General features: G+C 39.3%; 13 protein-coding genes and 2 tRNA genes. 5 read left to right on the top strand and 10 right to left on the bottom strand.

Annotation, left to right across the window (positions count from 1 at the left end):
• Positions 1–46 precede the first annotated feature (46 nt).
• The 4 genes from BN2458_RS07055 to BN2458_RS07040 all read left to right on the top strand — a co-directional run bounded on the left by BN2458_RS07055 (position 47) and on the right by BN2458_RS07040 (position 2,206).
• A complete protein-coding gene (locus BN2458_RS07055; RefSeq protein WP_034327294.1) occupies positions 47–364 on the top strand; it encodes a F0F1 ATP synthase subunit C in 318 nt (105 codons plus the stop codon).
• A gap of 37 nt (positions 365–401) precedes the next feature.
• Positions 402–486 (top strand) — tRNA-Leu (locus BN2458_RS07050).
• Positions 487–541: 55 nt separating this feature from the next.
• A tRNA-Leu gene (locus BN2458_RS07045) sits at positions 542–628 on the top strand.
• Positions 629–727: 99 nt separating this feature from the next.
• Positions 728–2,206 carry a Na+/H+ antiporter NhaC family protein gene (locus tag BN2458_RS07040; RefSeq protein ID WP_052082177.1) on the top strand — a complete coding sequence of 493 codons (1,479 nt, stop codon included), beginning with the start codon at positions 728–730 and terminating at the stop codon, positions 2,204–2,206.
• Positions 2,207–2,393: 187 nt separating this feature from the next.
• Here the strand turns inward: BN2458_RS07040 and motB are convergent, their stop codons facing one another.
• The 7 genes from motB to BN2458_RS07005 all read right to left on the bottom strand — a co-directional run bounded on the left by motB (position 2,394) and on the right by BN2458_RS07005 (position 8,001).
• Positions 2,394–3,134, bottom strand: a complete 741-nt coding sequence (gene motB / locus BN2458_RS07035; protein ID WP_034343258.1) for a flagellar motor protein MotB — start codon at positions 3,132–3,134, stop codon at positions 2,394–2,396.
• An 11-nt stretch (positions 3,135–3,145) separates the two neighbouring features.
• Positions 3,146–3,916, bottom strand: coding sequence for a flagellar motor stator protein MotA (gene motA / locus BN2458_RS07030; RefSeq protein WP_034343261.1), 771 nt, complete (start codon positions 3,914–3,916; stop codon positions 3,146–3,148).
• Positions 3,917–3,960: 44 nt separating this feature from the next.
• Positions 3,961–4,638: an MBL fold metallo-hydrolase gene (locus tag BN2458_RS07025; RefSeq protein WP_407081049.1), complete on the bottom strand. Its 678-nt coding sequence runs from the start codon at positions 4,636–4,638 to the stop codon at positions 3,961–3,963.
• Positions 4,592–4,981 (bottom strand): 30S ribosomal protein S9, encoded by a 390-nt coding sequence (gene rpsI / locus BN2458_RS07020; RefSeq protein ID WP_034343262.1) that lies wholly within the window; start codon positions 4,979–4,981, stop codon positions 4,592–4,594. Before rpsI ends, BN2458_RS07025 begins: the two co-directional genes overlap by 47 nt.
• An 8-nt stretch (positions 4,982–4,989) precedes the next feature.
• Positions 4,990–5,418 (bottom strand): 50S ribosomal protein L13, encoded by a 429-nt coding sequence (gene rplM / locus BN2458_RS07015; RefSeq protein ID WP_011115340.1) that lies wholly within the window; start codon positions 5,416–5,418, stop codon positions 4,990–4,992.
• Positions 5,419–5,500: 82 nt separating this feature from the next.
• Complete coding sequence (locus tag BN2458_RS07010; protein WP_034343264.1) at positions 5,501–7,345, bottom strand: menaquinone biosynthesis decarboxylase; 1,845 nt, start codon at positions 7,343–7,345, stop codon at positions 5,501–5,503.
• Between the two features lie 134 nt (positions 7,346–7,479).
• Positions 7,480–8,001 carry a porin family protein gene (locus BN2458_RS07005; protein WP_034343265.1) on the bottom strand — a complete coding sequence of 174 codons (522 nt, stop codon included), beginning with the start codon at positions 7,999–8,001 and terminating at the stop codon, positions 7,480–7,482.
• Between the two features lie 244 nt (positions 8,002–8,245).
• Here BN2458_RS07005 and BN2458_RS07000 point away from each other — a divergent pair, with 244 nt between their 5' ends.
• Positions 8,246–10,339, top strand: coding sequence for an RNA degradosome polyphosphate kinase (locus tag BN2458_RS07000; protein WP_034343267.1), 2,094 nt, complete (start codon positions 8,246–8,248; stop codon positions 10,337–10,339).
• A gap of 130 nt (positions 10,340–10,469) precedes the next feature.
• Here BN2458_RS07000 and BN2458_RS10420 read toward each other — a convergent pair whose 3' ends face one another.
• The 3 genes from BN2458_RS10420 to BN2458_RS09975 are packed head-to-tail and all read right to left on the bottom strand — an operon-like array spanning position 10,470 to position 13,000.
• Entirely contained in the window at positions 10,470–11,165 is a 696-nt protein-coding gene (locus BN2458_RS10420; protein ID WP_034343268.1) for a hypothetical protein, read from the bottom strand.
• Between the two features lie 6 nt (positions 11,166–11,171).
• Entirely contained in the window at positions 11,172–12,893 is a 1,722-nt protein-coding gene (locus tag BN2458_RS06990; protein WP_231944751.1) for a phosphoethanolamine transferase, read from the bottom strand.
• Complete coding sequence (locus BN2458_RS09975; protein WP_156407287.1) at positions 12,830–13,000, bottom strand: hypothetical protein; 171 nt, start codon at positions 12,998–13,000, stop codon at positions 12,830–12,832. Before BN2458_RS09975 ends, BN2458_RS06990 begins: the two co-directional genes overlap by 64 nt.
• Between the last annotated feature and the right edge of the window lie 166 nt (positions 13,001–13,166).

Raw genomic sequence — 13,166 nt, 5'->3', positions numbered from 1 at the left:
GGGGATAGATCCGAACAGACTTTGAGAAAAAAAGTGAGGTGCAAAGATGAAATTTCTAGCTCTTTTGTGTTTAGGTATGGTAGGTTTTGCTTTTGGATCAGATGTAAGCGGTATGGGTATTGATATGATTAAATCATATTCAGTTGCTGGTGCTGTGATTGGTCTTGGTATTGCTGCACTTGGTGGTGCTATCGGTATGGGACACGCTGCTGCTGCGACAATTTCAGGAACTGCGAGAAACCCCGGTATTAGCGGTAAATTGCTAGGAACAATGTTTATTGCTTTGGCGTTGATTGAAGCACAAGTAATTTATACATTGGTTTTGGCTCTTATTGCTCTTTACGCAAATCCTTTCCTTTCTTAAGTTTTAATAATACCTCCCCCATATAAGGGGAGGTTGTGCGCTGGTGGTGGAATTGGTAGACACACCATCTTGAGGGGGTGGCGGGGCGACCCGTGCGAGTTCAAGTCTCGCTCAGCGCACCATACTTCTATAATAGAATCCAATTCATATCATAGTTTGGAATCTCTTATAATTTACGCCGGAGTGGTGAAACTGGTAGACGCGCTAGACTCAAAATCTAGTAGGGGCAACCCTGTGTCGGTTCGAGTCCGACCTTCGGCACCATAACCACACTTCTTTAACTTCATCTCAAGGACTATCGTGGAACACTATGGATTTGCTGATTCGGCATTAAGTCTTGTTGTGCCTCTTTTTGCTGTGATAATGGTAGTGCTTACAAGGCGCGTAGTGTTGTCACTTTTTTTAAGTATTTGCTTGGGTGGATTAATGCTCTATGGGTTTAACCCTCAAGCATTGTATTTTATCTTTAATGCCATAGTAAGTGTATTTTATGACAATGGTGTGAATCTAGACAGCCTTTATATTTTTGTATTTTTAATCATACTTGGCGTGATTACGCAACTTATTTTGTATAGTGGGGCGATTAGTGTATTTGTCAAATGGGCAAAAAGACATATCCGCTCTGCTAGAGGCTCGGAATTTGTGGCGTTTGTGGCTGGATTGGTGATTTTTATTGATGATTATTTCAATGCCTTAAGCGTAGGGCAAATTGCGCGCCCGCTGAATGATAGCTATAATTCAAGTCGTGAGCGTTTGGCTTATATTATTGATTCTACTTCTGCGCCTATTTGTATCCTCATCCCTCTTTCGAGTTGGGGTGCGTATAATATCGGGCTTTTGTCAAAGCAAAATATTGATGAACCTTTTATGATGCTTTTGCAAAGCATACCTAATAATTTCTACGCTTTTTTTGCGCTTTTTGCTGTGAGTTTGACTATTTTTTGGCGTGTCAATCTCCCTGTAATGCGCAATAATATCAATGTGGATATACAAGATTTGCAGACAAATGCCCCCAGCCACATTTCTAATGTAGCGATATTTTTTCTCATTGTGCCTATCCTTGCACTTATTGTTGGTATTTGCTTTATGATTTTTTATAGCGGATATAAGGCGAGTGGCGAGGGTGATTTGATTGCGATGTTGGCTCACACAGATACGCCTTTTTCGCTTTTCTGTGGTGGAATGTTTGCGCTTATCATTACTTTGCTCCTTACCCTTAGAACGATAGAATCTAAACATTATCTGGCAATTTTTTGGTATGGGGTAAAAAGTATGTTTGGTGCGATTTTAATCCTCACTCTTGCGTGGGCGATTGGTCCTGTGATTAAGAATCATATACAAACAGGCATTTATCTTGCGAGTGTGGCAAAGGATTTTGTAAGTGCTGAATATTTGATTTTTATGCCTGTATTTTTATTTTTCATCTCGGCATTTATCGCATTTTGCACAGGCACGAGTTGGGGGACATTTGCTATTATGTTGCCTATTGGTATGGAGATTGCACTACAAAGTGGCGGAAGTGATGTGTTTTTGGCAATATCTGCGATTTTATCTGGCGCAGTTTATGGCGACCATACTTCGCCTATTTCGGATACGACTATTCTCTCATCTGTCGGTGCTGGCTGCTCTGTGCAAAGTCACTTCATCACGCAGTTTCCATATGCGACAATCACCGCATTATGTGCGGCTCTAAGTTTTATCGTGGTTTCGTATTTTCAAAGCACAATTTTAGCCTTTATCGTAGGGTCGGTAGCCCTTGTTGGCGTATTTTATGTATTAAAGCTATGTTATGGAGGGGATTTAGAATCTAAAAAATTAGAGATTGCAAAAAGTGTGATGTAAAATGTATAAGTTTTTTGGACTCTAATGCAGACTTTAAGATTTAAAAATTCTGCTTAAGCCTTTGAGTAATAGAGCCTCTTTTTGCAACACACAACGAGCTTTTTTCATTTAGGAGGGATTTTTAGATTTAAAAAAGTTTGAATCTAGCAAAGAGTTTAGATTCAAACTTTAACCAATTTGGACGGCGTTATTGTTGCGTGTTTTGCAGTGTTTCTTCTAGGATTGATTGAGCCACTGGTGCATCCTGTGGATTCACATAGAAAAAGATTTCCACACGATTATTTTTTGCACGATTGATAGGGCTATCATTAGGGGCGATTGCTTGATATTCTCCATAGCCGGAAAATGAAATACGTTCGGCAGAAATGCCGTTTTTTATAAGAGCCTTCATCACGCTAAGCGAACGCCCAGAAGACAATTCGTAATTATCTCTATAATGCGAACCTATCGGTAAAGGCGCATTGTCAGTATAGCCTCGCACATCGACCCTTACATATTCAGGCAATTTTTTGATAATTGCGCTCATTCGTTGCAAATACAAATACACGTCGCTATTGGTAATGTCAGCCCTTCCTGATTCAAAGAATATATTTGAAGGCAGACGCAAAGATATACCCATTTCCATTTGTTCCAAAATCCCGCCTTCTTCTACCATTTTTTCAATTTCAGCATTTGTTATACTAGCGGTTTCAGTAGAGGCAGAGACACCCTCAACTTCATTATCGCTTATATCCTCCTCACTAGAGGGCAAAGGAGAAGTAAGCGTAAAGTCAAAGATTTTCACAAATTCGCTTTTTAATGCTTCTGAATCTGCGGCGGCAGTTGAAAGTGCAATAAAGAGCGCCAACAGAAGTGAGAGGAAGTCCGCATAGGGGACAGCCCATTTCTCACCAGCAGGGCAGTCAGGACATTTTTTCTTTTTAGCCATTTAATGCGCTCTTATTCAAATTGTGAGATTTTAGGCTCACCTGGTGGGATAAATCCAAGTAATTTTTCTTCAAGGTTACGAGGGTTATCGCCATTTGCGATACCTACAACTCCCTCCAAAATAACGGTGCGCCCTCTAATCACATCTTTGCTCTTTGAGTGCATTTTATGTCCCCAAGGTCCAAAAAGTGCATAAGAACAGAAGATACCTGTAACGGTCGCTGTAAATGCTCCCGCAATCCCTGCCGCCATAGCTTTTGGGTCATCAAGGAGCTGGAGAGCAAGCATAAGCCCCATAACCGCCCCAACGAGCCCCATTGTAGGGCAAGTCTCTGCATACAGAATCCAAAAGTGCGAACAGCCGTGATAGTATTCCTCAAGCGTTTCAATCTGCACTTCCATATCCTCGCGCACAGCGTGAGCGTCCCGCCCGTCAATAATCATAGAGAGAGATTGACGCAAGAAATCATCTTCAATCTGTGCCGCCTTTCCTTCAAGTGCTAACACGCCGTCTTTTCTCGCAAGAGTGGAGAGCTCTACAAGCTGTCGTATAATTTCATTAATATTGACACCAGCTGAACCAAACACGATTTTTAACTCTTTAAGCGCACCTTTAACGTGTGAAGCGTGAGTGGCACTTGTAGCCGCACAAAGTGCTGTTGGGATAATAATAATAAGAGAGCTAATGTGAATGAGGTGTATAGGATTCCCACCTTCCAAAAAGTCCCCAATAGACAAACTTGCAATCGCCCCAATGAGTCCACCAATGGTCGTTAAGTCCATAAACACCCCTTTCTAATTTTGAGATAAAAAAGCAAAAGACATTCCTACTGCCTGAGTTTAAGCTGACGAATCCAAAAAGCCACATTGTGCTGCTCGTCTATAAGGGAAGTTTTATCGCCGTGCCCGGGATAAATCGTTTTATTGGTATCTGCGGAGAGTTCGCTAAAACGAATGAGGGATTCTATCATATCACTTGTGCTTGAGTAGGGAAAATCACAGCGCCCAATAGAGCGATGAAAGATAAAGTCTCCGCTGAAAATTGCGCCTTCAATTTCTATAATCGAGCAACCGGGTGTGTGTCCGGGAAAATGCGAAAACATTACCTCCACATCTTTGAGGCAAAGTGTATCTGTGCCTTTTTCACACTTGCTTAGTATATCTGGCTCACTTGGAGTTACGCCTGTGCCAAAGCAGTCAGATTCTAACATAAAGGCATCAAGTGCTGGGGCGACAAGTGGCACATCGGGGAAGTGAGATTTAAGAATCTTATTGCTCCAAATATGGTCGAAATGCCCGTGTGTGTTGAGAAAGGCGAGTGGGTTGGGGCATTGCTCTATAACCCAATTATGCGCTCCAATTCCCGCGTCAATAACAATCTCTCCTTGAGGAAATTTGCAAATATAACAATTTGTTTGATACTCGCCAAAACTTCGAGAGAGAATTTCCACCGCAATTTTACCTTTTTGAGAATTGTGGGCTTCTGCGCGCCTTTCTCTTTCCATATTTTTTGCGTTCCACCACACGAGAATCGCGTGTCAAAAGCCCTTTTGGTTTCAAAATCGCTCTAAACGCAATATCATAATTATTAAGAGCCTTTGAAATGCCGTGTCGCAAAGCTTCTGCTTGAGCCGAATATCCACCACCAAGTGTAACAGCGTGAATATCCACTGATTTTTCTTGTTTGGTAAGGATAAGCGGTTGCATTACTTTCATTTTAATAGCTTCGTGTCCTCCAAGCCAGTCATTGAGACTTTGCCCATTGATATTGAGCTTACCGCTCCCAGAAGTAAGCCAAACTTTCGCGATTGCCGTTTTTCTTTTTCCTGTTGCATAAACTTTTGCCATAGTATTCCTTATTTTGAGCTTTTAGCGACTTGAGCGCTGTGTGGGTGCTCACTGCCGCGATAAACTTTGAGTTTTTTAAGCATAGCTCGTCCAAGTTTGTTTTTGGGGAGCATACCTCGTACCGCAAGATGATAGAGTTTTTCGGGAGTTTTTTCTAACATTTCTTGAAGTGTTTTACTTTTAGTGCTGCCAAAGTAACCTGAATGCGTGAAGTATTCTTTGTCTTTGAGTTTCATACCTGTGAATTTTACTTCTGTGGCATTAATAATGACTACAAAATCGCCACAATCAATATGAGGCGTGAAACAAGGTTTGTGTTTGCCTCGTAAAAGTGTAGCTATTTCTGTGATAAGGCGACCAAAAACTTTATCTTTTGCATCAAGCACAATCCACTGACGATTGATGTCATTTTGTGTTGCTATTTTTGTCAATTCCATTATTTTCCCTTAGATTCTAAATAATTTTGGAAAGGGGATTCTAGAGTAAAAAAACTTAAATTTTTATTAACTTAAGCATATTTTAATGTAAGATACCAAAATGCTCTAAAAATTCATCATCTATATCATCAATAAGTCCCTTTTTCTTTAATGTGGCGATGACAGATGGGCTACAATTTGTATCTTGGGGCCACTCGCGCAGATGTCCATCACAGGTTGATTTATCGGTTGCATCAATAAAAACAAGATTTTCAACAATAAGAATATCACGCTTTGCATCAATATTATTAACAATCCGCCAAGTAAGCATATAAGGGTTTGTGAGATGATTTTTATGCGAATCTACAAAGATAATAATACTTAAGCAGTTTTGTAAAGCTTGAAAACCTTTAAGATTCTCATTTAAATCTGTAAAGAGATGATTTTGCTTTACCACACTTACAATACAAATAGGATTGGGTGTGTGAGTAAAATATTGCTTTAAAGCAGTGGCTTGAGGAAAAAGTGGAGCAAATTTCTCCCATAAGCACTCATCATTAAGAGCAATAAATGAAGGCTTATGCACGGGTGTAATAGCTTCTACACCAAGCTTTCCTCCGTGAGCAAAATGTGGGCTTGCGTGATCAAGTGCATCACAAATTCCCTCTGTAATAAGCAGATTATTAGGAGAGAAGCGCTCAAGTATGTAAGTGCCAAGCGCTTCATAATCTGTCAGTTCGGGTGCATTTTCATCAACAAAAATAGCGTGTTTTACAAAGCTCATTTGCCCCACTCCCCAAAAATTGTGCATAATTTGCTGTGCGTGGCTTGGATATTGAGGCTTGATTTTTGCAAAAATAAGATTATGAAAAACACCATTTTCAGGCATATGGTAATCAATCAAGCCGTGCGCAGTAGTTTGTAATAATGGCAAAAATACGCGCTCTGTTAAATAACCCATATATTTATCCTCAAGCGGAGGTTTGCCAACGATTGTGGCTGGAAAAATGGGTTTTTTCCGCATTGTGATTGCACTCACTTCAAGCACAGGATAAGGTTCAATGGGCGTATAGAATCCTGTATGATCGCCAAATGGTCCCTCATCTCGCATTTGTGTGGTATCTACCCAACCTTCAATAACAATATCTACATCATTTGGCACAAAGAGTGGGTTAGTGATACACGGGCAAAGCACAGGCTTTTTAGAGCGGATAAAGCCATAGAGCATTAGCTCAAAGATTCCCATAGGTAAAGGTGCCTGTCCGCACCAAATATACAGCGGATCGCCACCAAGTGCAATACTCACAGGCATTTTTTCTCCTGCTTGTTTATATTGATGATAGAAATGTTGAGAATCTTTATGTATCTGCCAATGTAGCCCTAAATGTTTTTCATCATAAACTTGCAGACGATACATACCTAGATTTTTTGCTTTGCCATCAAGGCTTTGGGTATAAACTTGCCCCATAGTGATAAATGCTCCGCCATCGTGTTCCCAAGTTGTGAGGATAGGGAGATTTAAAAGATTAATTTCTTCATTTTGAAAGATAATTTCTTGACATAAACCTTTGGATTTCGTGTATTTAGGAAAAACAAAGCGCAAGGTAGCAAGTTCTTGGAGCTTTTTTAGAATTGCTCTTGCACCCTTTGGTGGTTTAAGTGCAAGAAGATTCTGTATGTGTTGAGCAATATCAGCAATGGGTTTATCACACAAAAGATTAAGCCTTTTGTGTGAGCCAAAAATATTCATAAGCACAGGTATATCAAAGGTTTTTCCACTTTTGGCACAAATAGGATTTGTAAAAAGAAGAGCTTTGCTATTTGGCTTTTTTACTTCAAGGTAAGCAAGTTGTGGGATTTGCAGATAAATATCCAAAGGTTCATTAATGATAGTAAGTTCATTATGAGATTGTAAAAAGTCGATAAGTTTATGAGAATCTAAAGTCATATAAAGCTCCCAAGATAAATTACCCTAGCTCCTTGTGTCAAACACATCTAATGCTTGGCAACAAAGGACGCAATACATAATGTCATAGGGCAAATACGAAGATAAGATTCTAAAACTTTGCAAAATGTAGAATCTTAGAAATGCACACCAAGAAGAGCTTGTATACTTTGCATTTTTACTTCTTGCTTTGTTCCTTCATTTTCTGGTTTTTGATAAGTATAAAGCACACCAAGAGAGATAGGAATCAAATCAAACTTAAGCTTTAAGCCTGCATTGTAAGCGGTGGTATCTTTATAAAATTTATTAAAGCTTGAATAATTCACTCCTACATAAGGTGTCAATCGCGCGACAAAAAGCCCAATATTATATCCCGCAGATACGCCATATTGCAAATTGCGATAGTTGTCATCTGAATTTGAATATGAATTAAAATCATATTTTATTTGTGGAGCTACCACAAAATCAAAAGCACCGAGCCAAATACGTCCAAACACACTATAATCTTTAAAGTTTGTATCAGCACTAGAAATAGTCTGTTTTGTTTGCCCTGCACCTAAACCAAATTCAGGGCTTATTTCAAACCCCATAATACTCGCAGCCTGTGTGCTCATAGCAAACCCTGCTGCAAAAAGCAATGAAAGTGAGAGTTTTTTCATTATATACTCCTTTTTATGAAATGAGTGCATATTATACAAAAATTAGCTTATAAATCAAATTTTAAAGAAAATTGGCTACGCAGTAGGGCATTTGCAGATTTTTTATAGATAAATGCAAAATAAATATGAAACATTTTTACCAAGCCAATGCGATTTGGGGGTGCGATTCTCAAAAAGCGCGATATTTTTAAAATAATTTAAGATAAAATGAAACCACACTCACATCATTCAAGGGGGCAAAAATATGACAATCAATGACGCTAGAATGTATTTTAATCGTGAGCTTTCGTGGCTTAAATTTAATACGCGTGTGCTGAATGAGGCTAAAAATACAAATATTCCGCTTTTGGAGCGATTGAAGTTTGTAGCTATTTATGGCACGAATCTCGATGAATTTTATATGATACGCGTGGCAGGACTAAAGCGTTTGTATGCAAGTGGTATTACCGAGGTGGGCGCGGACAAACTCACGCCATTGCAACAGCTTAAAAGCATACGAGAATATTTAGACAAAGAAAAGGGCACACTCGAATCTGTGTTTAGGGAGATTCAGAACGGGTTAGCTAAGGAAAATATGCATATAAAGCAAGTGAGTGAGCTCAATACTGAGCAAAAGAAGCGTTTGCACGAGTTTTTTATAAACTATCTCTATCCTGTAATTGTGCCTGTGGCAGTTGATGCGACACATCCTTTTCCACATTTGAATAACCTTAGCTTTGCAATCGCACTCAAGCTTAAGGATACGCAAGATGGGAGTATCAAATTTGCAATGGTGAGAATCTCGCGCCTACTCTCGCGCTTTGTGGAAATAGAGAGTGGCATATTTGTAGCAGTGGAAGACATTGTGGGTGAGTTTGCGAGTGAGCTATTTGGGGAATATGAGATACTCAATTATGTGCCTTTTAGAATCACGCGTAACGCGGATATGGAGATTGAAGAAGAGGAAGCCGATGATTTTATTGAGATTATGAGTGAGGGGCTTAAAACGCGCAGAAAGGGTGAAGTAGTGCGCCTAGAAATCGGCGCGGATAAAGATAATAGTCTGCTTGAGTTTATTAATTCTCATCTTAAGGTAGATTCTAAAGATATTTATATTTATAATATTCCTTTGAATCTAAGTGGGTTGTGGGAGCTTGTAGGGAGCAAGGCTTATGCGCATCTTACCACCCCACCATTTAATCCAAAGACTCTGCCTCCATTGAATGGCAATGTCGATATTCTCTCGACTATGGAGAGCAACGATATTGTGCTTTTTCACCCATATGAGAGTTTTGACCCGGTGGTGAATTTCATTCAAAGTGCGGCAAAAGACCCAGATGTGTTATCAATTCGTATGACGCTTTATCGCGTGGGTAAGAACTCGCCCATTGTTAAAGCCCTTATTCAAGCTGCTGAAAACAATAAGCAAGTAACCGCGCTTGTCGAGCTTAAGGCGCGATTTGACGAGGAAAATAATCTCTATTGGGCGCATTCTTTGGAATCTGCTGGTGCGCACGTCATCTATGGTGTGCCCGGACTCAAAGTGCATGCAAAAATTGCGCTTGTGATTAAAAAAATCGGCAATACACTCAAAGAATATGTGCATTTAAGCACAGGAAACTACAATCCAAGCACGGCTAAAATCTATACCGATTTGTCGCTCCTCACTTGCAACGAGCATTTTTCAAAAGACGCTGTTAAACTCTTTCATAGCCTCTCTACCGGCTCATCTTATCGCACGAAGCTAGGACATCTTTTTATTGCGCCAACGCAGATTAAGACAAAAATTCTCGAACTTATCGAGCAAGAAAAGAAAATGGGCACGCAGGGACGTATTATTATGAAAGCAAACGCGTTTGTGGATATTGATGTGATACGCGCACTCTATGGGGCTTCAATGGCTGGAGTGAAGATTGATTTAATCGTGCGTGGTGTGTGCGCGTTGCGACCGGGCATTAAGGGCGTGAGTGAAAATATTCGTGTATTTTCAATTATTGGCAAATACCTTGAACACGCTAGAATCTATCATTTCAAAAACGATAAAGTGGGCGTGTATTTTGCTTCGGCGGATATTATGCCAAGAAACCTCGAAAGACGCGTTGAAATTCTCACACCTAGCCTCAATGAGCAAATGAGTAAGCGGCTGATGGAGATTTTACAAATGCAGTTGAGCGATAATGTACAGATGTATGAGCTTCAAAGCAATGGCGAGTATCATAAGGTAACAAATACGCAAAAGCCCTTTAGCTCTCAAATTGCCTATGAAGAGTATGTCAATGCGATTTATGGAGATTCTGTAAGTAATGATGAGGTAATAAAAGCAAAAAAACTTGCAAAAAGAATGCTTAAAGAGAGTTAAATACTCTGTGGCATAAGGCTATGAATGCGGCACTTGCCCTTAGTAAAGTTCTACTTTTTGGATTCTGAATCTAGAATGTAAAAAGTAGGCGGCTTAAGGTGAGGATAGCAAGATTATCTGCACCCCGCTCTTAGCGATAATTACCCTTTTCGCCTACGAGTATAACTTTTATTTGTGGGTCAAAAAATGCCTTTGACTGCATATTTTCATAGCCATTATGTCCCTCATTCCAAGTGAGAAGTGGTATATCAAGCCATTCGATATTATCAAAATAGCGCAGTGAAGCATTCTTTATAAAATCATAGAGATAGTAGGGAAAGCTAAGCGAGTTTATATTGCCACTCTCTATTATGTGTTTTAAACCCTGTATAATCTCCGATTTTTGCTCCTTTAGCTCTGCCTTGCTGTAATAAGGCACATAATAGCTACTCCAATATCCCTCTTTCTTAAAAATACCAAGAGATTTGTATTCGCTACTCTCTATAATAAGTGCAGAGTGGGGAATATGATATGTATCGCAGAGAGTATTAAGAACTTGAAGCGCATTCTCTGCGTTTTCTGGGGATAGATTCTTAAAATCAAGCCAAATGCGTGGCTTTATATCATTCCCCCCTCCCAAGCTAAATCCACTATTTTGCATAGCTTCAAACATATCTTCGAGTTTGAGATTAATGCTTGACTTTTCCCCATCGTGCCCGACATCAAAATATGGTGTTGGAGATTCTAAAAAATACACATCGATTTCAAATCCCGCGTATTTGTCCTTAAAATCCATAAATTTTTGTATCTCATCGACACGATGAAGCCATATTTTGCTAGGATACATACCACTTTAGTTTAAAAGATTATCGTGTTTTAAATCTTTGTCATAGTCTTTGCCTGAAAATATTCTCATACGCTTGTCGTTATAGTCCTTGCTAAAGAGTGAGCGAGATTGTATAGAATCCTGTGCGCTTATATCAAACAAATCCAAAAAGGCGTGGATAAAATCATCACTCATAAAAGGCTTATCCTTGGCTTCTTGCACCTTTTTTACAATCTCTGGGTAATGAGACTTGAAACTCTCGCTCATATAAATCATAAAAGGCACTTCTATCATAAATCTTGAGCCCATACTCTCAGTGTGTCCCGCAAAATCCCTAAAGTCATACACTTCATCGCAGTGATCGCTAAGATATATTACGATGCTATCACTTTCCTTGAAGCGCTCTATAATCTCACTCACTACATAGTCATTATATAAAATTGCATTGAGATATTCTGTTTTTGTGCGTAGCTGTGCATTATTAAGTAATGTGTTAGAAATTGCGGGGTAGGGTGCGAGAGTGTGGAGATTGTGCGATATTAAATCCTGCGGAGTAAATACATCAAAGGCTTTTGGGTAGCGGTGAATATAGTGTAAATGTGTCCCCATAAGATGAAAGATATAGGTATTTTTAGAATCTGTGCTTTTTACTTGAGATTTTATATCTTGCATATTGTCAAAAAGTGGAAGCAGAATTTCATCATAGGTTTCGTTCGTGTAGCTATCATTTATTGTAGCAAAGCGCGTTATATCTGCGCGAGTAGAAATCACCTCGGGAGCATTGCCATAGATTGAGATAACTTCTTGATTGCTAAGCCAATGTGTTTTATATCCTGCGAGCTTAAGTATATCGATGAGATTTTGCTGCTTAAACCACGGCGTTTGGTTGTTTTCATAGTTTTTGAAAGTCAGCACTTTTTCTAAGACTTGATTTGTGTGAGAGTGGGGCGAAATCACATCGCTAAAGACGATAAGATTACCGCTTTCTTGTAGCTTTTGTAGTTTTGGTGTGGTGGGTAGTGGGTAGTTGTAAAGCGACATATAATTTTTTTGTGTGGATTCACCTATGATAAGCACGATGTTAGGAAAAGTGCGCGTTGCGGCTATAGCACCTTGTGATTCTTGCAAGAAAGCATTGTAGTTTTTAGATAGTTCTTTATATTGTGCGATGTGGGATTGATTATTGATTGTGTTTGCTATACTATCGCCCCAGCGCATATAGGAGGATTTGCTGATGAGATAGACCATTATAGATTGCTCACTATATACGCGATAGAGTTTGAATCCTGCCCCTAAGAGACAGATGATACACACACAGAGTGCAAAGGCTTTACTAAGCGAGTTAGCTTTTACATTAGATTTTGTGTGGGATTTAAAGATATTTAGAATCTTTTCATAAGGTGCAAACAAAAATATACCGCTACATAGGATAAAAAGTGCGATTACCCATATATTTTGCCTCCCATAAAAGGTAAGAAACTCTCTTGCCTCGTTTGGATTACTCGAAAAGAATATATCCACAAATACTGCATTAACAAAAGTATGAAAATGCGCGATGAGAAATGTATCCACACAGGCGATGAGAAACATCACACCTACAAGGAGCCAAGTAAGGAAGAGGCGCGGAAAGAGATTGATAAGATAAAAGAGCGGGAAGAGGAGCGAAGCATTAGTAATAATATTTTTTACACAGAGAGCAAAAATGCTTTGCGATATGTCATATGCCCCCCCCCCCCGTTTAATTGCCACGAGAGGAAAGCATAAATAAATGCGTTGGCAAAAATGATATAAAAAAATTTTCTATCACATACAGATGTAAGGGCAGGGAGGGCATTCAAGCGATGAAGAAGAGACATAAAAACTCCTTTTTTAAGATGTAAAGAATTGTCGTAACGGGGCGGATTCTATCTTTAGAATCTAAATTGGCAAAATGTTTTTATTTTATACTTTGGTTTGCAAACTTTAGAGATTTATCTTTAAAGAGTTTGATTCTATTTTGTGAGTTGTGGAATCTTTGTTGTA

It is taken from the genome of Helicobacter typhlonius, assembly GCF_001460635.1.
Lineage (GTDB): Bacteria > Campylobacterota > Campylobacteria > Campylobacterales > Helicobacteraceae > Helicobacter_C > Helicobacter_C typhlonius.
The sequence above is the reverse complement of the archived record's forward strand: the minus strand, read 5'-3'. Positions and strand labels throughout refer to the sequence as shown.